The 23620-nt window shown below is 39.9% G+C and carries 21 protein-coding genes; 6 read left to right on the top strand and 15 right to left on the bottom strand.

Annotation, left to right across the window (positions count from 1 at the left end; all coding sequences use genetic code 11):
* Window positions 1-112: 112 nt before the first annotated feature.
* The 6 genes from PARC_RS08215 to seqA form a co-directional block, all read right to left on the bottom strand.
* Window positions 113-1696: a dihydrolipoyllysine-residue acetyltransferase gene (locus PARC_RS08215; protein ID WP_010552683.1), complete on the bottom strand. Its 1584-nt coding sequence runs from the start codon at window positions 1694-1696 to the stop codon at window positions 113-115.
* 8 nt (window positions 1697-1704) lie between these two features.
* Window positions 1705-2682 carry an alpha-ketoacid dehydrogenase subunit beta gene (locus PARC_RS08210; protein ID WP_010552682.1) on the bottom strand — a complete coding sequence of 326 codons (978 nt, stop codon included), beginning with the start codon at window positions 2680-2682 and terminating at the stop codon, window positions 1705-1707.
* Entirely contained in the window at window positions 2682-3896 is a 1215-nt protein-coding gene (locus PARC_RS08205; RefSeq protein WP_010552681.1) for a thiamine pyrophosphate-dependent dehydrogenase E1 component subunit alpha, read from the bottom strand. The genes PARC_RS08210 and PARC_RS08205 overlap by 1 nt, the downstream gene beginning before the upstream one ends.
* 265 nt (window positions 3897-4161) lie before the next feature.
* Window positions 4162-5214: a succinylglutamate desuccinylase gene (gene astE / locus PARC_RS08200; RefSeq protein WP_010552680.1), complete on the bottom strand. Its 1053-nt coding sequence runs from the start codon at window positions 5212-5214 to the stop codon at window positions 4162-4164.
* A gap of 121 nt (window positions 5215-5335) precedes the next feature.
* Complete coding sequence (gene pgm / locus PARC_RS08195) at window positions 5336-6973, bottom strand: phosphoglucomutase (alpha-D-glucose-1,6-bisphosphate-dependent) (RefSeq protein WP_010552679.1); 1638 nt, start codon at window positions 6971-6973, stop codon at window positions 5336-5338.
* A gap of 9 nt (window positions 6974-6982) precedes the next feature.
* On the bottom strand, window positions 6983-7579 hold the full coding sequence (seqA, locus tag PARC_RS08190; RefSeq protein WP_010552678.1) for a replication initiation negative regulator SeqA: 597 nt from the start codon (window positions 7577-7579) through the stop codon (window positions 6983-6985).
* Window positions 7580-7799: 220 nt separating this feature from the next.
* Between seqA and PARC_RS08185 the strand changes: the two genes are divergently transcribed.
* From PARC_RS08185 to fur, 5 genes are all read left to right on the top strand, one after another.
* Window positions 7800-8567 carry an alpha/beta fold hydrolase gene (locus tag PARC_RS08185; RefSeq protein ID WP_010552677.1) on the top strand — a complete coding sequence of 256 codons (768 nt, stop codon included), beginning with the start codon at window positions 7800-7802 and terminating at the stop codon, window positions 8565-8567.
* Between the two features lie 95 nt (window positions 8568-8662).
* A complete protein-coding gene (locus tag PARC_RS08180) occupies window positions 8663-8884 on the top strand; it encodes a DUF2788 domain-containing protein (protein WP_002962930.1) in 222 nt (73 codons plus the stop codon).
* 2 nt (window positions 8885-8886) lie between these two features.
* Window positions 8887-9165: a LexA regulated protein gene (gene ybfE, locus PARC_RS08175; RefSeq protein ID WP_002962928.1), complete on the top strand. Its 279-nt coding sequence runs from the start codon at window positions 8887-8889 to the stop codon at window positions 9163-9165.
* A 14-nt stretch (window positions 9166-9179) separates the two neighbouring features.
* Window positions 9180-9707 (top strand): flavodoxin FldA, encoded by a 528-nt coding sequence (gene fldA / locus PARC_RS08170; RefSeq protein ID WP_007586856.1) that lies wholly within the window; start codon window positions 9180-9182, stop codon window positions 9705-9707.
* A gap of 186 nt (window positions 9708-9893) precedes the next feature.
* The gene (fur, locus tag PARC_RS08165) at window positions 9894-10337 is read left to right on the top strand and encodes a ferric iron uptake transcriptional regulator (RefSeq protein WP_007586857.1); all 444 of its coding nucleotides are present in this window, start codon (window positions 9894-9896) and stop codon (window positions 10335-10337) included.
* 308 nt (window positions 10338-10645) lie between these two features.
* Here fur and glnS read toward each other — a convergent pair whose 3' ends face one another.
* The gene (gene glnS, locus PARC_RS08160) at window positions 10646-12304 is read right to left on the bottom strand and encodes a glutamine--tRNA ligase (protein ID WP_010552676.1); all 1659 of its coding nucleotides are present in this window, start codon (window positions 12302-12304) and stop codon (window positions 10646-10648) included.
* 218 nt (window positions 12305-12522) lie between these two features.
* On the opposite strand from glnS, the gene PARC_RS08155 reads away from it, so the two are divergent.
* Entirely contained in the window at window positions 12523-13593 is a 1071-nt protein-coding gene (locus PARC_RS08155) for a DUF3083 family protein (RefSeq protein WP_010552675.1), read from the top strand.
* Between the two features lie 60 nt (window positions 13594-13653).
* On the opposite strand, the gene sucD is transcribed toward PARC_RS08155, so the two are convergent.
* From sucD to sdhC, 8 genes are all read right to left on the bottom strand, one after another.
* The gene (gene sucD, locus PARC_RS08150; RefSeq protein ID WP_010552674.1) at window positions 13654-14526 is read right to left on the bottom strand and encodes a succinate--CoA ligase subunit alpha; all 873 of its coding nucleotides are present in this window, start codon (window positions 14524-14526) and stop codon (window positions 13654-13656) included.
* Entirely contained in the window at window positions 14526-15692 is a 1167-nt protein-coding gene (gene sucC / locus PARC_RS08145; protein ID WP_007586870.1) for an ADP-forming succinate--CoA ligase subunit beta, read from the bottom strand. The genes sucD and sucC overlap by 1 nt, the downstream gene beginning before the upstream one ends.
* Window positions 15693-15869: 177 nt before the next feature.
* Window positions 15870-17387 carry a 2-oxoglutarate dehydrogenase complex dihydrolipoyllysine-residue succinyltransferase gene (gene odhB, locus PARC_RS08140; protein ID WP_007586871.1) on the bottom strand — a complete coding sequence of 506 codons (1518 nt, stop codon included), beginning with the start codon at window positions 17385-17387 and terminating at the stop codon, window positions 15870-15872.
* Window positions 17388-17390: 3 nt separating this feature from the next.
* Window positions 17391-20210 (bottom strand): 2-oxoglutarate dehydrogenase E1 component, encoded by a 2820-nt coding sequence (sucA, locus tag PARC_RS08135; protein WP_010552673.1) that lies wholly within the window; start codon window positions 20208-20210, stop codon window positions 17391-17393.
* A gap of 94 nt (window positions 20211-20304) precedes the next feature.
* A complete protein-coding gene (locus PARC_RS08130; RefSeq protein ID WP_007375751.1) occupies window positions 20305-21021 on the bottom strand; it encodes a succinate dehydrogenase iron-sulfur subunit in 717 nt (238 codons plus the stop codon).
* A gap of 10 nt (window positions 21022-21031) precedes the next feature.
* Complete coding sequence (sdhA, locus tag PARC_RS08125; protein WP_007375750.1) at window positions 21032-22804, bottom strand: succinate dehydrogenase flavoprotein subunit; 1773 nt, start codon at window positions 22802-22804, stop codon at window positions 21032-21034.
* Window positions 22805-23152 carry a succinate dehydrogenase, hydrophobic membrane anchor protein gene (gene sdhD / locus PARC_RS08120; protein ID WP_007586873.1) on the bottom strand — a complete coding sequence of 116 codons (348 nt, stop codon included), beginning with the start codon at window positions 23150-23152 and terminating at the stop codon, window positions 22805-22807.
* Window positions 23143-23520 (bottom strand): succinate dehydrogenase, cytochrome b556 subunit, encoded by a 378-nt coding sequence (sdhC, locus tag PARC_RS08115; protein WP_076914908.1) that lies wholly within the window; start codon window positions 23518-23520, stop codon window positions 23143-23145. Before sdhC ends, sdhD begins: the two co-directional genes overlap by 10 nt.
* Between the last annotated feature and the right edge of the window lie 100 nt (window positions 23521-23620).

The following is a 23620-nucleotide window of genomic DNA, read 5'->3' as shown; positions in this document are numbered from 1 at the left end:
GGGTTAATCTAATTACTTTTTAGTAACATTTGTATCTTAATTAAAAACAGCTCAAATTAAAACAAAAAACCAGCTAAAAGCTGGTTTTTATTACATATTAACAATTTAGCTATTAACTCATAGCCATCATCATTGCTGATGGATTTTCTAAGTACGATTTCCATAAATTATTAAAACGAGCAATAGTGCCCCCATCAATAACACGATGATCCCCAGACCAACTCACTTGCATAATAGCTTTACTCACAACCTGCCCACTTTCGTCAAAACGCGGTAAATACTGTAATTTACCAAGCGCAACAATAGCCACTTCTGGTTTATTAATTATAGGGGACGCGATAGTGCCGCCAATAGCACCAATGTTAGAGATGCTAATTGTCCCACCTTTTAAATCATCGGGTGCAACACGGCCTTCTCGCGCTGAATGAGTTAAGCGGGTTAAATCATTTGCCACATCAACAATGCTCTTACTCTGGCACGATTTAATATTAGGCACTAACAAGCCAATTTTAGAATCAACCGCTATACCGATATTATGATCGTTATAATAGGTAAGCTCTGAGCATTCATCGTTCACTTTAGAATTAAGTACAGGGTACTCTTTCATTGCTAGCGAGAGTGCTTTTACAAAAAATGGCATCATGGTGAGCTTAACGCCTTGTGCTTTGTACTGCTCTTTTAAAGCGCTACGCAAAGCTATAAGCTGTGTTAAGTCTATTTCATCACTAAACGTAAAGTGCGGAATAGTTGAAACCGAAGCTACCATTTGCTTGGCCATGGCCGCTTTAATGCCTTTAATTTGCTCTACTCGTACGCCACCGCTTTGATTCTGTGTTTGGTTTTGTACTGCACTTTGAGAAGCATCGCTATTAAGCGGTGAAGTATCAATAGTATTTGGCACTTCGCCTTTTACAAACTCTTCAATATCTTGCTTGTAAATACGTCCATTTTTACCACTACCTGGTACACAGGTTAAATCAACATCTAGTTCACGTGCTTTACGACGAACCGCAGGTGATGCAACCGCTTTTTGATTGATAACTTTAGCAGCTTGCTGCGTTTTAACAGGGGCAACTTTTTCAGCGACGGCATTAGTTTGAGCCTTTACGACCGCTTGGTTTATATCAACATTTGGTTTTGCTGCACTGCCTGCAATTGTCATTTGAAACAACGGGCTATGTACTTTTGCTATTTCGCCTTTTTGGTAATATAGTTTTTTTACTGTGCCTGTATATTTTGCCGGAATTTGTACTAATGCTTTGTCGGTCATTACGTCACAAACCGCTTGGTCTTCTTCTATTTCGTCGCCTTCAGCAACTAACCAATCAACAATCTCACACTCAACAATACCTTCACCAATATCCGGTAATATAAAGTCCTCAACCACATCAGCTGCATCATTAGTTTTATTTTCAGCTTGTACTGGCTCTTGTACTACTTCATTGCTAATGCTTTCACCTGCTACATCCATAGCGAATAAAGGGGCATGTACTTTAGCAATCTCACCTTTTAGATAATATAGCTTTGAAATAACGCCATCATGCACTGCCGGAATTTGTACTAATGCTTTGTCTGTCATAACATCGCAAATTGGTTGATCTTCAGATACGGTATCGCCTTCTTGTACTAGCCATTCAACTACTTCGCATTCAACAATGCCTTCACCAATATCGGGTAATATAAAATCTTTAGCCATGGTAACCCCTAAAAATCCATTGATTGTTTAATTGCAGCCAACACTTTTAGTGCATCCGGTACGTATTCTTTTTCAAGTGCCAGCGGGTATGGCGTATCTAGACCACATACACGTAAAATTGGCGACTCTAAATGCAAGAAACACTCTTGTTGTATTGTCGCGGCTATCTCTGCACCAAAGCCATTGGTTATAGGCGCTTCATGACTCACGATTAAACGGCCGGTTTTAATAACCGATTTAGCAATCGTTTCAACATCCCATGGTAAAATACTACGAAGATCAATAACTTCACAGCTTATACCTTGCTCACTTGCTTGCTTTGCTACATCTTCAATAATCTCCATTTGAGCACCCCACGCTAAAAGCGTAATATCAGCCCCCTCTTGCACTACTTCAGCCGTGCCTAATTCAATACTATAATCTTCTTCTGGCACTTCGCCAATTGATGCACGATATAAACGCTTAGGCTCAAAAAATATGACCGGGTTATCGTCTTTAATTGATGCACGTAATAAACCTTTAGCTTGATAAGGGTTACGCGGTACAACTACTTTCAAACCCGGTGTGTGCGCAAAATAGGCTTCGGGTGATTGTGAATGGTATAAACCACCAGCAATACCGCCACCATAAGGTGTACGAATAGTTAAGTTACCCACATTAAATTCATTACCACTGCGATAACGAAATTTAGCGGCTTCATTTACTATTTGATCAAACGCTGGGAAAATATAATCCGCAAATTGAATTTCTGCCAATGCAGGCGCACCAAAAGCTGCTAAACCATTAGCAAAACCTAAAATACCTTGCTCGGTTAAAGGCGTATTAAAAACACGATGTTTACCGTACTTCTCTTGCAAGCCCGATGTTGCTCTAAATACACCACCGAAGTAACCAACATCTTCACCAAAAATACAGGCTTGAGGGTGTTCATTCATCGTAATATCGAGAGCAGAGTTAATTGCGTGGAGCATGTTCATTTTAGCCATTACTTAATTCTCCCTGCGGTTACTGGGTAAGCATCTGGATGCTGTTTTATATGTTCTTTTAGTTGCTCGTACTGGCGTTGCAATAGTGGAATTGGTGTATCGTAAACGTCAGATACCAGTTCTTCTAAAGCGGGCTTTGCAACAACTTCAGCACGTTTAAGCGCTGCTAAAATTTCTTCACGAATCGACTCTTTTGCTTTTATATCGTCTTCTTCGTTTAACCAGTCTTGCTTGACCAGCCATTTTCTAAATTTATCAATAGGACACGTTTGATGATTCGCTTCTTCATCTTTAGAGCGATAACCACTTGGATCGTCTGACGTAGAGTGCGCACCCAAACGATAAGCAATCGATTCAATAAGTACAGGTTCACCTTGTGTTGAGGCTATTTCGCGTGCTTTTTTAGTCGCCGCATACACAGCAAGTGCATCTGTGCCATCAACACGAATTGTTTTAATGCCATAACCCACACCACGCGACGCAATACCATCGCCTTTAAATTGCTCATCAGCAGGGGTTGATATTGCATAGCCGTTATTACGTGCAAAAAATATAACCGGCGCTCTGTGAACAGCGGCCATATTTAAACCGGCATGAAAGTCACCTTCAGATGCAGCACCTTCACCAAAGTAACAAATAGTCACATTATCAATTGTGCTGGCAAGCTCGCCTGTTTTAGCGTCGATGTGCTTTATTTTTTGGCCATATGCATAACCCGTTGCTTGTGGTATTTGCGTACCCAATGGCGATGAAATCGTCATGTAGTTTAGCGCTTTAGAACCATAGTGAATTGGCATTTGACGACCTTTGCCTAAATCCAATTCATTTGAAAACATTTGGTTCATAAATTGATCAAGCGTAAAGCCACGATAATGCAGGGCTGCCTGTTCACGATATTGAGCCATGATCATATCGTCTTGATCAAGTGCAGCAGCAGAGGCTGTAACTGCGGCTTCTTCGCCTAGGCATTGCATATAAAAACTAACACGGCCTTGGCGCTGCGCGCCTTGCATACGTTCATCTAACAAACGTATAAAACGCATTGTTTCATATAACTTAATAGCGGTATGTTTTGAAATGTCAGGTGCGGTTGCACTAGGATGAATGTCGCCGTCCTCAGTTAAAATACTAAGGGTTGGAATATTAAGTGCTTGACCATCAATAAATTCAAGCTCGTGGTTAATATTCAGCGATACGTTATTTGGATTACTCATAACCTACCTTCTTTTGTTATCGGTAAAACAGTGCCCCTTTAAATTATTATTGTGGGTGATTGTTGCTGGTTAAACTTTGCAACATCTGCACTATCTTTAATTAAAGCTGCCAACACTTTACGTTAACGTAAAGTGTTATTCAACAGATCTGGGACGAAACAAAAGCAAATACTGGTTAAATAAGTGGCAAGTTAACGATACGGTTACTTTACTTCATAGTAAACATATAGTTAACTTTAAGTTACTAGTGGTCTGATGAGTTAAATTAGACGAAATTGCTATCAATATCCATTGGAATAACAGTAAGGAGTGCTCTTTGCCCTAATGCTACGCTCGCATTTGGAAAAATAATAGCCTCTCCTTCAACGTCAGCGTAAATCGCTGTATCACCGTCGGTTGCAAGTAGTTCACCTTTCGCAAAGCCAGTAAAGTTCTCGGCATCGTCAGAAAAAGGAAAACTAAAATCGTTCTGCGTTCTATTAATTGTGCGATGGACAGCAAACAATTCAAAATCGTTTGCATTAAATTCAGGATATTTAACTTCATTTTGACTAATTAATGCAGTTAAGGTTTGCTTTGTTTTTTCAAAGCGAGCCATATCGTTTTGACCAAATGGCTTAACTTGACCCAGCTCTACCGTAAAAGAATCAGCACCGTGTATAAATGACGAATAATAGCTAAATGTTGTTGCAGGAGATTTCATCATAAGCACGGTATTTACACCACAACTCAATAAAAATTGTAGCTGCGACTTTTTCCATGGCTTACCATGTAAAAATGGATACACAGCAAATTTTTCGTTTTTAGAGCCTCTAATTGCAGTGTGCAAGTCGTAATGACATCGCGTACTGCCTTGCTCGCCACGTGTATAAAAATCGCTTACGTACTGCTCAAGCTTTGCAGCGCGGTTTCGCTCATTATTCATTGGTACACCTTCAACTGTATGGTGACCATTAAATAATCTATTTAAGTTTTCTTCTACAAAACGCAGGCCAATATTAATTGATTGTGGATTACCGTAAATAAACAAAGCGCGCTGCTTAAGTATCAGCTCGCCTTTTATAATTTGTTTAATAAGTGCATCACAGATTTCAATTGGCGCAGTTTCGTTACCGTGTACAGCGCTTGAATAAACTACATCTTTTGACGTTATAACAGCAGGTTGAAACTCAATGACTCCGGTATCGTGTATATTTACACGAGTCCCATTATCTAAAACAAACTCACCTGCATCTAAATGCCATTCGTTGTCACGACTAAGCGTTAAAAAGTCGCCAGTTTGTTTTAATTCATTTAAGTAAGATGGATTGGCTGACATATAATAAGCCCTTTAAAAATAATGTGAGAGTAGACTCTTATGCATATATTTTTATAAATACACAAGGTATAGAAACGAAAACGGCTGAATAAATCAGCCGTTTTAAAATTATTAGATTAAGTTAGCTTATAACTGAATCTACAAGCTTTTTAGCTTCTTTTTCAAGTAACGCTAAATGCTCTTCACCTTTAAATGATTCAAGGTATATTTTATAAATATCTTCAGTACCTGATGGACGCGCTGCAAACCAGCCATTCTCAGTGACCACTTTTAAACCACCAATGGCGGCATCGTTACCGGGTGCATGAGTCAATTTTTGCAAAATAGGCTCGCCAGCAAGTGTATCTGCTTTAACATCAGAAGCACTCAATGCTTTTAAACGTGATTTTTGACCGCTTGTGGCTGGTGCATCTAGGCGTTTATAAATTGGAGAACCAAACTCTTGTTCTAATTCTTTATAAAGCGTTGATGGCGTTTTACCTGTCACAGCAAGTATTTCTGCAGCGAGTAGACCCATAATGAAGCCGTCTTTATCTGTACACCATACAGAGCCATCAAAACGTAAGAATGCAGCACCTGCGCTTTCTTCGCCACCAAAGGCAAGCTTGCCTTTGCTTAAGCCTTCAACAAACCATTTAAAGCCTACTGGTACTTCTTTAACTTTACGGTTGTTACGAGCAGCTACTTTGTCGATCATAGAGCTAGAAACCAATGTTTTACCAATTTCTACGGTTTCATTCCAATCACGGTGTTTAAGTAAGTAATCGATTGCCACTGCTAAAAAGTGGTTTGGATTCATTAAACCATCTGGCGTTACAATACCGTGACGATCGTAGTCAGGGTCGTTACCAATAGACACATCAAAATCATCTTTTAGTGCAATAAGATTTGCCATTGAATAAGGTGATGAACAATCCATACGAATTTTGCCGTCTTTATCAAGTGGCATAAAAGCAAAACGTGGATCAACAACATCATTTACTACGGTTAAATCTAAATTATATTTTTTTGCAATGACTGGCCAAAAGTTGATGCCTGAACCACCTAGTGGATCGATACCAATTTTAATACCTGCATCGCTAATTGCTTTTAAATTAACGATATTTGCTAAGTCATCAATATAAGGAGTCATTAAATCTTCGTAGCGGATAAAGCCAGAACGCGATGCTTTAGCGAATGGGAATAACTCAACTTCAACTAAATCTTCTAGTAAAAGTTGATTAGCTCTGTCTTCAATCCATTTAGTGACGTCGGTATCTGCTGGTCCGCCATTAGGTGGGTTGTATTTAAAGCCACCATCTTCAGGAGGGTTATGCGAAGGCGTAACAACAATCCCGTCTGCTAATTCATTTGGGTGTAGCTTATTGTGGCTAACTATGGAATGGCTGATAACTGGCGTTGGTGTAAAATCACCGTCTTCTTGCGTTATCACTTGCACTTCGTTAGCAACTAATACTTCAATAGCCGAGTTAAATGCGGCTTCACTCAATGCGTGTGTGTCTTTGCCTAAAAATAACGGACCAAATATGTCATTTTGTTTTCTGTAATCACAAATAGCCTGAGTAATCGCTAAAATGTGTGATTCGTTAAATTTAACATCGTAAGAACAACCACGGTGGCCTGAGGTACCAAAGGCAACACAATGCTCTGGATTTTGTTCAAGATCAGGTTCATTTAAGTAATACGCAGATACTAATTTAGGTACGTTAACCAGTGCCGATTGTGGAGCAGTTTTGCCTGCGCCTGAGTGAATAGCCATTATATTTCCTTACAGGTAATCGCGAATTTTTTCAGCTTGCTCTGCACTATATCCAAGGCAAAGAGCCACTTCATGAAGCATCATTTTTTTACGCGTTGTATTAGAATTAGTCATAACCCAATATTCACTATCGGTTATGTTTTTAGGATTCATACTACTACCGCTATTTACTAAAGCTTCTTTACTAGTAGCAAAGTAAACACGGTCACGCCCTTTTATGTCTAATACCGCAGAAAAATCAGTTTTATGTGTGCGGTAAAATGCACTTAAAATAAACAAAAAGCGTCCAACAACACCTTTTTGCATTGCCAGCTCTTCTTTATTTAATACATTAAAAACATTATCGCTTTTTTGCTTCACGGGTGCGTGAGCTACAGGCGTTTGTTTTTTTGAAGTCTCAGCAGCAGATGGCTCTGAGCTTTTTAATGTGGCGGTAGACGTAGTCGCAGTTTGATTATTTTGAGTTAGTTCTACGTTTGCGGTTTGAATTTCGCCGCCGCTCAGATTTAATAAACGACGTAAAATAGTGGATGCACTTTCACCAATACTTTGCGTATTGCTAGCAATATATTGATATAACTCGTCGTCTATGTCGATTTGTTTCATGTTCTTCCTGTCATTACGGGTCACATTTTTTTCTCCCGTGTGATTATACCCAAACCAATCAGAAATGCGAGTTACAACAAGCACTCCCGTAAACATATTAATATTTACCTCATTGTTGTTGATTTAACAAACAAAAGCCCAATTTAATAAATAGTCGCTGTATTTTTTGCTTTTTAGAGCAATGCTCGGCAAACTATGGCGAAATTTTCAGGAGGCGGGTATGCAGTTAAATTACAAGCAACAAGGGCAAGGTCCTAATGTTATTTTGATACATGGGCTTTTTGGATCATTAGAAAACCTAAATGTAATAGCAAAACCATTAAGTGAACACTTTACTGTTATTAACGTCGATTTACGTAACCACGGGCTTTCTCCGCATAGCAACGAAATGAACTACCCAGCAATGGCACAAGATATTGTTGAGTTATTAGCACATTTGAACATAGATAAAGCACATTTAGTTGGGCATTCTATGGGTGGTAAAGTGGCAATGGAATTAGCGCTTACACATCCTGAACTTGTAAATAAGCTTGTTGTACTTGATATAGCACCTGTTAGTTACCCTGCTCGGCACACAAAAATATTACAGGCATTAAAAGCGGTTTCAGCACAATCAATAGACGATAGAAAACAAGCTGATGCAATTATGCAGCCTTATATAGAAGAACTGGGAGTTCGACAGTTTCTACTTAAAAGCCTCGCTAAAAATGAGGAAGGTCATTTTGCATGGCGATTTAACTTAGATGTGCTTGACGAAAAATATTCTACAATCACATCCAATGTTAATGAAAACAATTCTTGCTTATGCGATACTCTTTTCATTAAAGGTAATGATTCTGACTATATTTTGCCCGAGCATCGTACTGCAATTAAAGCTCGCTTTAAAAATACCAAGGCTAAAATAATTCATGGCGCAGGCCATTGGCTTCATGCTCAAAAGCCACTTGCTGTAAATAAAGCGATAAACGACTTTTTAACTGCGGTTTAAAGCAATTTTAATCGCGTGTTTTTGATTTTGCGCACTAAATATATGAATAATTATATGCTATAGTACGCGCCGTTTAATTTAAAGGTTATACGTTGATGGTCAGTCAGTTAATTAACGAATTTGATACCCTAGGGTTGTATTTTGGCTTAGCCGGTATTTTCATATTCATCGGCATGGCAATTAAAGACGTACTAAAAAGTGGCAATGTGCCTAAGTTCGGACAATACATTGTCTGGGGCGTGCTCTTTTTAGGTTGTTCAGGCTTTATTGCTAAAGGTCTTATTCAAGTATTTTGGCAAGGCGCAGGTGTAGGTTAAGCATGGCGAAGTCAGAAACAGATAGAACTACACTCGATTTATTTGAATACGAAAAACGCCCAGGCAGACCTAAAACCAATCCCCTTTCACGGGATATGCAGTTAAAGGTAAATAAACGTAATCAAATAAAAAGAGATAAAGCACGTGGCTTAAAGCGTGTTGAATTTAAAGTTTCATCGCAGTTATATCAAGCATTGAGTGATATGGCAGATGCACAAAATATTAGCCGCAGTGCGCTGATTGAAACGATTTTACAAGAAAGATTGGCTATTGATACATAAAAGGTTTTAAATCCATGGCAAGTGTAGGCATTTTTTTCGGAAGTGACACAGGTAACACAGAACACGTAGCAAAAATGATCCAAAAAGAATTGGGTAAAAAGCTAGTGGCTGTTCATGATATTGCAAAAAGCTCTAAAGAAGAGATTGCTGAATTTGATTTAATCTTATTCGGTATCCCTACTTGGTACTACGGCGAAGCACAATGTGACTGGGATGACTTTTTTCCAGAACTTGAAGAAGTAGACTTTGAAGGTAAACTTGTTGCTATTTTTGGTTGTGGAGACCAAGAAGATTACGCTGAGTACTTTTTAGATGCGATGGGCATGATCAACGATATCGTTACTGAACGTGGCGCTATTGTTGTTGGTCATTGGCCGAGCGAAAGCTATGACTTTGAAGCATCTAAAGGCATGGCTGATGATAAGCATTTTGTAGGTTTGGGTATCGACGAAGACCGTCAACCAGAGCTTACTGAACAACGTGTCAAAGCATGGTCTGCTCAAGTATATGAAGAAATGTGTTTAAGTGAATTAGCTGACTAATTTACTGCATATATCGCTAGCTGTTTAAATAATTATCAAACAGTTAGCGTTTTAAGCTTTAGTGGCAATATAAATCAATTGTTCTTTGCACTTAACGCTTAGGCACGTTATCCTGTTTGTTGCTAATGTGTCGTGTACATCTTTGCAAGATGTCTAGTATAACCAAATAAAATTGAGACAGATTTAATGACTGATCATAACTTGGAACTTAAAAAAGCCGGTTTAAAAGTAACTTTACCGCGTATTAAAATATTAGAGATTTTACAATCTCCAGATAACCAACACATCAGTGCTGAAGATGTTTACAAAATTCTTTTGGATCTAGGTGAAGAAATTGGTCTTGCAACTGTATACCGCGTACTTAACCAATTTGATGATGCGGGTATTGTAAGCCGTCATCACTTTGAAGGTGGCAAATCAGTATTTGAACTTTCAGGAAGCACACACCACGATCATTTAGTATGTTTGAAGTGTGGCAAAGTTGTAGAGTTTGAAGATGAGATGATTGAACGTCGTCAACTTGAAATTTCTGAAGAAAATGGTATTACACTTACAAACCATTCTTTATATTTATACGGTGAGTGTAACGATAAAGCAGCGTGTAAAGAATTTAGCGACGCTAACAGCTAATACCGCTTTTAAAAAGCAATAAAAAACCTGCTAAGTGCAGGTTTTTTTGTGTCTAAAATACGCTTGTAATGAATATACCCAGTAAATACTGGGGATATTAAACCTGAACTCTGGTTAAGAGATTTACCAACGTATTGAATCATGGTGATATTTAAATTTATTTTCTCTAGCCAGAGATTTTAAGTCAAAACAAGGCGAATTCACGCGTCAATAGCTGGCCTATTGCAAGTAAATTCAACGCAGTTAGCGCTGAAAATAGCTGCTCGAGATAGATTTATTATCCAGAGTTCAGGTTTTTTAGATATTACTTATTGAGTCTTAGACCAAGAATCACGAAGACCCACTGTTTGGTTAAATACAACGTTCTCTGATTTAGAATCACGAGAGAAATAACCTGTACGCTCAAACTGAAAGCCCTGCTCTGCTTGTGAATTAGCAAGCGATGGCTCTAATTTAGCGTTTGATAAAACAACCAGTGACTCAGGATTTAATGTTGTTTCAAACTCATCAGCGGCTGCTGGGTTTGGCACACTAAACAAACGATCGTATAAACGAACTTCTGCCGTAATAGACTCTGGTGCTGAAACCCAGTGAATAACACCTTTTACTTTACGTCCATCACTTGGATTTTTACCAAGTGTTTCAGTATCGTAAGTACAGAAGATAGTTGTGATTTCACCATTTTCGTCTTTTTCAACACGCTGTGCTTTAATAACATAAGCACCACGTAAGCGTACTTCTTTATCAAGCACTAAACGTTTAAACTTGTTATTCGCTTCTTCTTTAAAGTCTTCTCGTTCTATATAGATTTCACGAGTAAATGGTACATCACGACGACCCATTTCTTCTTTATTTGGGTGGTTAGCCACAGATAAAACCTCAACCTTGTCTGCATCGTAGTTTTCAATAACAACTTTAACAGGATCGAGTACGGCCATTGCACGTGGTGCATTTTCGTTTAGATCTTCACGGATACATGCTTCAAGCATACCCATTTCAACCATATTCTCTTGTTTTGTTACACCAATACGCAAACAAAACTCACGGATTGAACCTGGTGTATAACCACGGCGACGTAGGCCTGCAATTGTAGGCATGCGTGGGTCATCCCACCCTTCTACATGGTTATTTACCACTAAATCGCTTAGCTTACGCTTAGACATAATTGTGTATTCAAGATTTAAACGTGAAAACTCAATTTGCTGTGGGTGACACTCTAAACTAATGTTATCAAGTACCCAGTCGTACAAACGACGGTTATCTTGAAACTCGAGTGTGCATAATGAATGTGTAATACCTTCAAGTGCATCAGAAATACAGTGCGTGAAGTCATACATTGGGTAAATGCACCACTTGTCTGCTGTTTGATGATGATGAGCAAAACGTACGCGATAAATAATTGGATCGCGAAGCACCATAAATGAGCTAGCCATATCAATTTTAGCACGCAGGACACATTCGCCTTCTTTGAATTCGCCAGCACGCATTTTTTCAAATAACGCTAGGTTTTCTTCAACTGATGTATCTCTGTACGGGCTATTTTTACCTGGCTCTTTCAATGTACCACGGTATTGGCGTGCTTCGTCTGCTGTTAAAAAGCAAACGTACGCTAAGCCTTTATTTATAAGCTCAACAGCGTAACCATATAAAGTATCAAAATAGTTAGAAGAATACTTTATATCGCCATCCCAGTTAAAACCTAACCACTGTACGTCTTCTTTTATAGAATTAACGTAGTTAATGTCTTCTTTTTCTGGGTTTGTATCGTCAAAACGTAAGTTACATAAACCGTTATAATCTTTTGCGATGCCAAAATTTAAACAAATTGATTTGGCATGACCAATATGCAAAAAGCCATTTGGTTCAGGTGGAAAACGTGTATGCGTTGTTGCATGCTTTTTACTTGCTAAGTCTTCATCAATTCGGGTTCTAATAAAGTTACTTGGGCGATTCTCAATTTCCGCCATAGGAGTGCAGTCCTCTAAATATTACGTAATAACAAAACTAATGCATTATTACAAAAACATACACTAACATACAGCACTAGATTAAGGTTTATTTTTGATATTGCTTAACTTTAATTCAGCTGAACCATTGTTTATGAATAAAATTTGTTTTAACGCAATATTTAAGTCATCTAAACAGTTTATAGTAGGTAAATAACCTACATTATAAGGATTTAAAGATGGCGACACTTAATCAACATCGTGTATATATTCCAACTAATGCACGCGCTAACCACTACCTTTTAGCTGAAATAACCCCTAATCACGATTTTTATAAAAGCTTTAGTGATATAAATTGCTGCTATGAACGTATTGCACGCCAGCTGTTTGCTTCTTGTGATGAGTATGAGCTTTATAATGTGCACTTATTAGCGAATGATAAACTACCCGTTGTAAGATTTAATGATGAGTCTTATCAATTAGAAACAGATAAACAAATGCTCTTTTTTTATAATCCCCGTTATCACGAAGCGCATAAGATTTATTACACTGAAGGTACACCGAGTAAAAAAATACGCATTCTATTTTTAGCAACAGGCGATGATTTACGAGCCAACTCTGCAGAATTTCATAATAAAGTTCAAAAAGTGTTAGACACTTTACAAGGACAACTCTTAATAAATCAGCCCCAGTTTAAACTACGCGACCATCAACACTTAACGTATGACCTATTTGCTAAAGAAAAAGGCAACAAGGAAAGCTATGGTTACAAATTAAGAAGTCTCTACCCTCGCTACCAATCAAGACAATGCAGCATACCCAATGATTATGCAGAGATGACTTACGCCACTTTTACTATACCGGTTTCGCGCGCTATTAAAACGCAGTTTCAAACACTAATGAACACAAACGATTATGCTAAATTTTATGACTACTTTGCTTATGCATTTATACGTGCGTGTCAAAATAATAACTTAAACCATGGCGCTATGGTTGCTAACGGTGCAACGCCTATTATACGCAACAGTAAAATAGATAAAAGTGAAGGTAATGATGAACTCCAAAAGTTAAGTTTTGATATTGAATCTAATGAAAATCAAATTAAGCACTTTTATGAAGCAAGTAAATTGGTAGAAACGCTGCATTTTGTAGTAGTCGCAACGCAGCAGGATAAACATGAAATGGGCTATGGTCGATTTATGAACCAAGTAGAAAAAACAATCCATACTCTGTGTAATGAGCTGGCTATAAATAAACAACGCCAAGACTTATCTGTACGCTTTTTCCAGCATATTAGTTACCCGTTCTAAATTTTCATCTAATAACAAAAAGGCCCGCATATGCGGGCCTTTTGAAAGAAAAACAAGCGATTACCAGCCTGTTTTCTCTTTAAGTGCTTTACCGATATCAGCAAGTGAACGTACAGTTTTTACGCCCGCAGCTTCTAATGCAGCAAATTTCTCATCAGCAGTACCTTTACCGCCGGCAATGATTGCGCCAGCGTGACCCATACGCTTACCTTCTGGTGCAGTAACACCAGCAATGTAAGATACTACAGGTTTAGTTACGTGAGCTTTGATGTACTCTGCAGCTTCTTCTTCTGCAGTACCACCAATTTCACCAATCATTACGATTGCTTCAGTTTGTGGATCTTTTTCGAACATTTCTAGAACGTCGATAAAGTTAGTACCTGGAATTGGATCACCACCAATACCAACACACGTAGACTGACCAAAACCAGCATCAGTAGTTTGCTTAACGGCTTCGTACGTTAAAGTACCAGAGCGAGAAACAATACCTACTTTACCAGGTTTGTGGATATGACCAGGCATGATACCAATCTTAGTTTGACCAGGAGTAATAACACCTGGGCAGTTAGGACCGATCATACGAGTACCTGTTTGATCTAGTTTGATTTTAACATCAACCATATCAAGTGTAGGGATACCTTCAGTAATACAAACTATTAGCTCGATGCCAGCATCGATAGCTTCTAAGATTGCATCTTTACAGAAAGGAGCTGGTACGTATATAACTGAAGCAGTTGCGCCAGTTTCTTTTACAGCATCACGAACTGTGTTGAATACAGGAAGACCAAGGTGCGTTTGACCGCCTTTACCTGGGCTAACACCACCAACCATTTGTGTACCGTACTCAAGCGCTTGCTCTGAGTGGAAAGTACCTTGGCCACCAGTGAAACCTTGACAGATAACTTTTGTATCTTTATTGATTAATACAGACATTATTTGCCCTCCGCAGCAGCAACAACTTTTTCAGCAGCGTCTGTTAGTGATTCAGCAGCAATGATGTCTAGACCAGAGTTCTTAAGAACTTCACGACCTAATTCAGCATTAGTACCTTCTAAACGTACAACTACTGGTACGGTTACGCCAACTTCTTTAACTGCGCCAATGATGCCTTCAGCAATCATGTCACAACGAACGATGCCGCCAAAGATGTTTACTAAAACAGCTTTAACATTGTCGTCAGAAAGAATGATTTTGAATGCTTCAGAAACACGTTCTTTAGTAGCACCGCCACCAACATCCAAGAAGTTAGCCGGCTTGCCGCCGTGTAGGTTTACGATGTCCATAGTACCCATTGCTAGGCCTGCACCGTTAACCATACAACCAACATTACCGTCTAGAGCAACGTAGTTAAGCTCGAAGCTTGCTGCGTGTGCTTCACGAGCATCTTCTTGAGATGGATCGTGGAATTCACGGATTTTAGGTTGACGGTAAAGTGCATTACCATCAATACCGATTTTGCCGTCAAGACAGTGAAGGTTGCCTTCGTCTGTAATTACTAACGGGTTGATTTCAAGTAATGCGAAATCAAAATCAGTGAACATTTTACCAAGACCCATAAAGATCTTAACAAACTGTTTCATTTGTACTGGGTTAAGACCCAATTTGAAACCTAGTTCACGTGCTTGGTAAGCTTGAGGACCTACTAACGGGTCGATCTCTGCTTTGTGGATAAGCTCTGGTGTTTCTTCAGCAACAGTTTCAATTTCAACACCGCCTTCAGTAGACGCCATGAAAACCACTTTACGAGATGCACGGTCAACTACTGCACCTAGGTACAATTCGTTAGCAATGTCAGTACAGCTTTCTACTAAAATTTTAGCTACTGGCTGGCCTTTCTCGTCTGTTTGGTAAGTAACTAGGTTTTTACCTAACCAGTTAGCTGCAAACGCTTTTACTTCTTCGATAGTTTTAACTAGCTTTACACCGCCAGCTTTACCACGACCACCTGCGTGAACCTGAGTTTTAACAACCCACATATCGCCGCCAATTTTTTCAGCAGCTGCAGCAGCTTCTTCAGGTGTATCGCAAGCGTAACCTGTAGAAACGGGTAAACCATATTCGGCAAAAAGTTGTTTTGCCTGATACTCATGCAAATTCATGATGCTTTATCCAATTTTTTATACTAAAAGAGCTGAATATTTTTTCAAATAAACAACTATCCCAAATTGCGCACCTAGTATAGATCCCAAGGCTTAACATGAAAACCCCAGTACGACCAAAGGCGCAAAAAAAAAGCTGTGAATGTTCATTCACAGCTTACATTTCATACAACTAGATTAAACATCTAGCAATAAGCGAGTTGGATCTTCAAGTAACTCTTTAATAGTCACTAAGAAACCAACAGATTCTTTACCATCAATGATACGGTGGTCATAAGAAAGTGCTAAATACATCATAGGTAGTATTTCAACTTTACCATTTACAGCCATCGGACGGTCTTGGATTTTATGCATACCCAAGATTGAAGACTGTGGCAAGTTAATGATAGGTGTAGATAGCAATGAACCAAATACGCCACCATTAGTAATAGTGAAATTACCACCCGTCATATCAGCAAGCGTAAGCTTACCATCACGACCTTTAAGTGCTAGCTCACGAATACCTTTTTCGATTTCAGCAACAGATAGTTTGTCACAATCTTTAAGTACTGGAGTAACTAAGCCACGTGGAGTAGATACTGCAATGCTGATATCGAAATAGTTATGGTAAACAATATCGTCACCATCAATTGATGCATTTACATCTGGGAAACGCTTAAGAGCTTCAGTTACCGCTTTCACATAGAAAGACATGAAACCTAAACGAATGCCGTGACGCTTTTCAAACGTTTCTTGATACTGCTTACGAAGGCTCATGATTGGTCCCATGTTCACTTCGTTGAATGTTGTTAACATTGCAGTTGAGTTTTTAGCTTCAAGAAGGCGTGTCGCAATCGTTTTACGTAAACGAGTCATAGGTACACGTTTTTGAGTACGATCGCCCATCGGTGCAGCTGGAGCAGAAGCTTCTGCTTTTTTAGCCGCTGGCGCTGGTGCTTTTAAGAAAGTATCAACGTCTTCTTTAGTTACACGACCATTTTTACCCGTGCCTTTAATTTTAGAAGCGTCTAGGCCTTTCTCAGCAATTAAACGACGAACTGATGGTGTTAACACATCTGAACTTTCGCTTGAATCTGCTGCTGGCGCTGCGTCTGCTTTTGCAGCTGGAGCCGCTGGTGCACCGCCTGCTTTAACCGAACCAATTACTTGCTCGCCTAATACAGTATCGCCTTCGCCGTGAATGATATCACCCATGATGCCATCTTCTTGAGCTACTACTTCAAGAACAACTTTATCTGTTTCAATATCTACCAAGTTTTGGTCGCGTGTTACCGCGTCACCTGGTTGTACATGCCATGTAGCAATTGTTGCGTCTGCAACTGATTCTGGAAGTACAGGTACTTTAATATCCACTTCTTTACCTTCTGATGCTGGTGCTGATTGCGCCACTGGCGCGTCTTCTGATTTAGCTGGTGCTGATTCTTCTTTAGTTGAACCTTCACTTGCTGGCGCTGCATCAGCATCACCAAGTAAACCCATAACTTGGTCGCCAAGTACGGTTGCACCTTCTTCTTGTGATATTTCTGTTATTACACCGTCATGCTGTGCAACAACTTCTAAAACCACTTTATCTGTTTCAATGTCTACTAAGTTTTGATCGCGAGTTACTTTGTCGCCAACACTTACATGCCATGTAGCAACGGTAGCATCTGCAACCGACTCAGGAAGAACAGGAACTTTAATTTCTGTGCTCATTGCTTATCCTTTATTTTCTATAGTAAGCGCGTCGGCAACGAGCGCTTGTTGTTCTTTAGTATGTACTGACATGTAACCACACGCTGGTGATGCAGACGCTTTACGTCCTGCATATTTTAATTTAGCACCTTGTGGGATTGCATCAATAAAGTGATGTTGTGAACAGTACCATGCACCTTGGTTTTGTGGCTCTTCTTGACACCATACAAAATCAGTTACGTGTTGGTAGCGCTCTATAATTGTTTGCATTTCATCGTGTGGGAACGGATATAACTGTTCAACACGTACAATTGCAATATTATCTTGCTCAAGCTTACGACGCTCTTGTAGTAACTCGTAGTAAACTTTACCGCTACAAAATACAACGCGCTCTACTTTCTCAGGGTTAATATCATCAACTTCGTCGATCATATTATGGTAAACACCGTGTGAAAGCTCTTCAAGTGATGAAGTTGCAAGCGGGTGACGAAGTAGCGACTTAGGCGTCATAACAATCAGAGGACGACGAAGTGGTCGAACTGATTGACGACGAAGCATAGCGTAAACTTGCGCCGGCGTTGAAGGAACACATACTTGCATGTTGTGATCAGCACATAGTTGCAAGAAACGCTCTAAGCGCGCTGAACTATGCTCTGGCCCTTGACCTTCGTAGCCATGAGGTAACAAAATTGTAAGCCCACATAAACGGCCCCACTTTTGCTCACCAGAACTTAAGAACTGGTCAAATACAACTTGTGCACCATTGGCGAAGTCACCAAATTGCGCTTCCCATATTACGAGAGACTTAGGTTCAGCGGTAGCATACCCATATTCGAACGCAACGACAGCTTCCTCAGACAAAACAGAATCAAAGACTTCAAATGTGCCTTGATCTTCACTTAAATGCTCTAAAGGAGTGTAAGTTGTACCATCGGATTGACCATGAACAACAGCATGACGATGAAAGAATGTTCCTCGACCTGTGTCTTGTCCTGTTAAACGAATGTCAGTACCTTCAGACGCAATTGTTGCATAGGCAAGTGTCTCTGCCATACCCCAATCAAGTGGTTTTTCACCTGTGGCCATTAGCTTACGATCGTCATAAATCTTTTTAACGCGAGATTGAGCTTTATGTTGTTCTGGGTAAGAAGCTACTTTCTCACCAAGAGCTTTAAGCTTCTCTACAGATACGCTAGCATCGTAGTCAACATTCCATTCGTGACCAATATATTTGGCCCACTCAGAAGAATGCGACGTCTCTGGCTGTATTTCTGAAACAACACAGCTGCCTTCATCTAGTGCATCACGGTACTCATCAGCTAAGGCTTTAACTTCTTGTTCAGAAAAAGAGCCTTCAGCAATCAGTTGGTCTGCATAGATTAAACGCGGCACTGGATGCTTTTTAATTTTTTGGTACATGACAGGCTGAGTTGCATTAGGCTCATCAGCTTCATTGTGACCATGGCGACGGTAACAAACTAAATCAATTACTACGTCACGCTTAAACTGATTTCTAAAATCAAGAGCAAGTTGAGTAACAAATGCAACGGCTTCAGGATCATCAGAATTAACATGGAATATTGGAGACTGAACCATTTTAGCAATGTCAGTACAGTATGGCGTTGAGCGAACGTCATCTTGCTTAGAGGTTGTAAAACCTACTTGGTTGTTGACAACAATACGAATACTACCACCACAACTAAACGCATTAGTTTGCGACATGTTAAACGTTTCTTGAACAACACCTTGTCCAGCAATAGCAGAATCACCATGGATGGTAATAGGTAGTGCTTTAATGCCTGATTTATCACCTAAACGGTCGAGACGACCACGTACAGAGCCCATTACAACAGGGTTTACGATTTCTAGGTGAGATGGGTTAAACGCAAGCGCCATGTGTACGTTGCCACCTTTGGTAGCAAAGTCAGACGAATAACCCATGTGATATTTAACATCACCAGAACCTAACGTTTCTTTATGTATACCAGCAAATTCATCAAATAATTCTGATGGATTTTTACCAAGTACATTAACTAAAACGTTTAAACGACCACGGTGAGCCATACCAATAACAGCTTCTTGTTGGCCGCTTTCACCAGCGCGGTGAATAAGCTCTTTAAGCATTGGAACTAACGCATCGCCACCTTCAAGTGAAAAGCGCTTAGCACCAGGAAACTTAGACCCTAAATATTTTTCTAGACCATCTGCTGCAGTAAGCCCTTTAAGGATACGTAGCTTTTCATCTTTTGAGAATTTAGGCCTAGACTGGACAGATTCTAGACGTTGTTGTAACCAACGTTTTTCCTCTGTTGATGTGATGTGCATATACTCAGCGCCAATTGAACCACAATATGTAGTTTTTAGTGCTTGGTATAGTTCACCTAAAGGCATAGTATCGCGCCCTACGGCAAACGATCCTACGTTAAACTCGCGGTCAAAATCACTTGAAGATAGGTCGTGGTACTCTAGCTCTAAATCTCGTACACGCTCTCGTTGCCAAATACCTAATGGATCTAGGTTTGCATTTTGGTGCCCACGAAAACGGAAAGCATTAATAAGTTGTAGAACTTTAACCTGTTTAAGGTCACCGCCACTACCCTCTGCTACCACTACTTCTCTATGCTTGTTTTTTGCAAGCTGTGCAAACTGTGCTCGAACCTCTGAATGTTTTACTTCAACATCCACACCATCAACTTTAGGTAATTGTTCAAACACTTCTCGCCATTCGTCTGGCACAGAAGTCGCATCGTCTAAATACGCTTCATAAAGCTCTTCTACATAAGCAACGTTGCCGCCGTTTAAATGTGAAGATTCTAGCCATGCCTTCATCACACCTTCGTGCATTTATAAGCCCTTTTTTTTAGCGCAGAAATTAATAGTTATTATAACAAGATGGCTAATATAATTTAATATTAGCCATCTTACCTTTACTAAGCTATCAAACCGCTCGGTTTAGTAACATAGATTTGATTTGTCCAATTGCTTTGGTCGGATTAAGACCCTTAGGACAAACGCTAACACAGTTCATGATACTGTGACAACGGAACACACTGAACGCATCGTCTAAATCCGCTAAACGTTCTTCAGTTGCTGTATCTCGGCTATCAGCCAAGAAACGGTAAGCATGAAGAAGGCCTGCTGGACCAATGAACTTGTCTGGATTCCACCAGAACGAAGGACACGATGTTGAACAACATGCACACAAAATACACTCATAAAGCCCATCTAATTTATCACGTTCTTCAATAGTTTGAAGACGTTCGCCTGCTGCAGGCTGATCATTAATTAAATAAGGTTTAACTTTTTCGTACTGAGTGTAGAACTGACTCATGTCAATAACAAGGTCACGTACCACAGGTAAACCTGGTAATGGACGTACTACGATTTTACCTTTGCCATTTTTTTGTAGCGTAGATAAAGGAGTAATACATGCTAAACCATTTTTACCATTCATGTTAACACCATCAGATCCACACACACCTTCACGGCATGAACGACGGAAAGATAATGTAGGATCTTGTTCTTTTAGAAGAATAAGTGCATCCAACACCATCATGTCGTGACCTTCCTCTGTTTGCAAGGTGTATTCTTGCATACGAGGAGCGTTGTCAACATCTGGATTATAACGATAAACTGAAAATTGTACTTGTGCCATCGTCTATCTCCTAGTAAACACGTGCTTTAGGTGGGAAAGCTTCACGCGTTTTAGGCGCATAGTTTACATCACGCTTACTCATTTCATCCGTTACAGGATTGAATACTGAGTGACATAACCAGTTTTCGTCATCACGATCTGGGTAGTCAAAGCGAGAATGTGCACCACGGCTTTCTGTACGGAAGTTTGCAGCTACTGCAGTTGAGTAAGCTGTTTCCATTAAGTTGTCTAGTTCAAGACATTCGATACGCTGCGTGTTGAAGTCTGATGATTTATCATCAAGACGAGCATGTTGCAGACGTTCGCGAATTTCTTTAAGTTCTTGAAGACCTGCAGCCATTGAGTCACCTTCACGGAATACCGAGAAGTTAAGCTGCATACATTGTTGTAGGTCTTTTTTGATTTGAACTGGATCTTCACCTTGGCCAGCCGTTGAATTTTCCCAACGATTGTAACGTGCAAGAGACGCTTCTAAGTCTGATTCTGAAGCAGCTTTAGATATTTCAACGTCATTTAGGTACTTACCTAAGAAGTTACCCGCAGCACGACCAAACACAACTAAATCAAGTAATGAGTTACCACCTAAGCGGTTTGCACCGTGTACAGATACACATGCAATCTCACCTACTGCAAATAAACCTTGAACTACTGTTTCGTTGCCTTGAGCATCGATTTGTAGCGCTTGTCCATTTACATTAGTAGGAACACCACCCATCATATAATGACAAGTTGGAATTACTGGAATTGGCTCTTTTGCAGGGTCAACGTGAGCAAATGTTTTAGCAAGGTCACATACGCCAGGAAGACGTAAGTTAAGTGTTTCTTCACCTAAGTGGTCAAGTTTTAACTTAAGATGTGGACCCCAAGGACCATCACAACCACGACCTTCACGGATTTCAGTCATCATTGAACGTGCAACAACGTCGCGAGACGCTAAGTCTTTTGCGTTTGGTGCGTAACGTTCCATGAAGCGTTCGCCATCTTTATTTAAAAGATAGCCGCCTTCACCACGACAACCTTCAGTTACTAGCGTACCAGCACCTGCGATACCCGTTGGGTGGAACTGCCACATTTCCATGTCTTGCATAGAAATACCAGCACGTGTTGCCATACCAACACCGTCACCAGTGTTAATGTGAGCATTAGTGGTTGATGCAAATATACGACCTGCACCACCAGTAGCTAATACAACAGCTTTAGATTTGAAGAAGGTAACTTCACCTGTCTCAATCTCAATTGCAGTACACCCTACTACATCACCATTATCGTTTTTAACTAAATCAAGTGCATACCATTCAGAGAATACATTTGTTTTGTTTTTAACGTTTTGTTGATATAGAAGGTGTAATAAAGCATGACCAGTACGGTCAGCAGCTGCTGCAGTACGTGCGGCTTGTTCACCACCAAAGTTTTTCGATTGACCACCGAAAGGACGTTGGTAAACACGGCCATTTTCAAAACGAGAAAATGGTAAACCCATGTTTTCTAATTCGGTAATAGCTTCTGGGCCAGTTTGACACATGTATTCAATAGCGTCTTGGTCACCGATAAAATCGGAACCTTTAACGGTATCGTACATATGCCATTCCCAGTTATCTTCGTGTGAATTACCAAGCGCAACCGTAATACCGCCTTGAGCAGATACAGTGTGTGAGCGCGTTGGAAATACTTTAGATATTAATGCACACGTTTTGCCAGATTCTGTAATTGCTAAAGCAGCGCGCATACCTGCACCACCTGCACCAATTACTACGGCGTCAAATTCACGAACAGAATATTTCACTTAAACACCCCATAATACGATTAGACCAATAGCTACGTAAGCAACGGCCATTAGGTTTAATACAAAACCTAAAACTGCACGAAGCTTTGCGCACTTAACATAGTCTGTAAGAACTTGCCAAAGGCCAATGCGGGTATGAACCATAATGCAAACAAGGGTAATTAACGTAAACCCTTTCATTGCTAGGTTAGAGAAGAGGCCTGTCCAGGCTTCGAAAGTGACTTCTGGCGTCGCTAAAAAATAGCCGATAATAAAAATCGCGTAAGCGCTGATTATTAATGCCGTGGTACGTAAAGATACGAAATCTTGTACACCATCACGTTTTAGAGTTGCTTGATTTAAAACCATATCCACACCCCTGCCAATACGGCAAACACAACACCAAGAGCCATTGAAACTTTAGCGCTGAGGTTACCTGATTCAAGTTCTTCCCAATGTCCCATATCCATAATCATATGACGGATACCACCAATAAGGTGATAACCTAATACAGAAACAGTGCCCCAAGCTATAAATTTGGCAATGAATCCGTTAAACAGACCCTTGACGAATTCAAAACTTTCAGCTGAAGAGAGAGACTCAGACCAAGCCCAAATGACAAACGTTAAAGCAAAAAATAATGCAACACCGGTGACGCGGTGAAAAATTGAAGCTTTAGCCGTTGCCGGCATAGATATAGTTGTTAGATCTAGATTTACAGGTCTTTGCTTTTTCACAGTTACTTGCCCATCTTTGCTCACAGTGGAGCTCATCTACTTGTTTTTCTAAAAACCCACCAAATATTACTGATGGAACTATCAAAATAAACGTACCAAA

This window comes from Pseudoalteromonas arctica A 37-1-2, from assembly GCF_000238395.3.
Classification (GTDB): Bacteria; Pseudomonadota; Gammaproteobacteria; order Enterobacterales; family Alteromonadaceae; genus Pseudoalteromonas; species Pseudoalteromonas arctica.
Note: the sequence above shows the minus strand (reverse complement) of the source record. Positions and strands in the feature narration are given on the sequence as shown.

Coding starts and splice junctions, on each gene's coding strand:
- sucC (WP_007586870.1), bottom strand. CDS start 15,692: ATGAATTTGCATGAGTATCAGGCAAAACAACTTTTTGCCGAATATGGT.
- fldA (WP_007586856.1), top strand. CDS start 9,180: ATGGCAAGTGTAGGCATTTTTTTCGGAAGTGACACAGGTAACACAGAA.
- PARC_RS08180 (WP_002962930.1), top strand. CDS start 8,663: ATGGTCAGTCAGTTAATTAACGAATTTGATACCCTAGGGTTGTATTTT.
- sucA (WP_010552673.1), bottom strand. CDS start 20,210: ATGCACGAAGGTGTGATGAAGGCATGGCTAGAATCTTCACATTTAAAC.
- PARC_RS08130 (WP_007375751.1), bottom strand. CDS start 21,021: ATGGCACAAGTACAATTTTCAGTTTATCGTTATAATCCAGATGTTGAC.
- odhB (WP_007586871.1), bottom strand. CDS start 17,387: ATGAGCACAGAAATTAAAGTTCCTGTTCTTCCTGAGTCGGTTGCAGAT.
- PARC_RS08185 (WP_010552677.1), top strand. CDS start 7,800: ATGCAGTTAAATTACAAGCAACAAGGGCAAGGTCCTAATGTTATTTTG.
- sdhD (WP_007586873.1), bottom strand. CDS start 23,152: ATGGTTTTAAATCAAGCAACTCTAAAACGTGATGGTGTACAAGATTTC.
- astE (WP_010552680.1), bottom strand. CDS start 5,214: ATGTCAGCCAATCCATCTTACTTAAATGAATTAAAACAAACTGGCGAC.
- PARC_RS08215 (WP_010552683.1), bottom strand. CDS start 1,696: ATGGCTAAAGATTTTATATTACCCGATATTGGTGAAGGCATTGTTGAA.
- ybfE (WP_002962928.1), top strand. CDS start 8,887: ATGGCGAAGTCAGAAACAGATAGAACTACACTCGATTTATTTGAATAC.
- seqA (WP_010552678.1), bottom strand. CDS start 7,579: ATGAAACAAATCGACATAGACGACGAGTTATATCAATATATTGCTAGC.
- pgm (WP_010552679.1), bottom strand. CDS start 6,973: ATGGCTATTCACTCAGGCGCAGGCAAAACTGCTCCACAATCGGCACTG.
- sucD (WP_010552674.1), bottom strand. CDS start 14,526: ATGTCTGTATTAATCAATAAAGATACAAAAGTTATCTGTCAAGGTTTC.
- PARC_RS08210 (WP_010552682.1), bottom strand. CDS start 2,682: ATGGCTAAAATGAACATGCTCCACGCAATTAACTCTGCTCTCGATATT.
- PARC_RS08205 (WP_010552681.1), bottom strand. CDS start 3,896: ATGAGTAATCCAAATAACGTATCGCTGAATATTAACCACGAGCTTGAA.
- glnS (WP_010552676.1), bottom strand. CDS start 12,304: ATGGCGGAAATTGAGAATCGCCCAAGTAACTTTATTAGAACCCGAATT.
- PARC_RS08155 (WP_010552675.1), top strand. CDS start 12,523: ATGGCGACACTTAATCAACATCGTGTATATATTCCAACTAATGCACGC.
- fur (WP_007586857.1), top strand. CDS start 9,894: ATGACTGATCATAACTTGGAACTTAAAAAAGCCGGTTTAAAAGTAACT.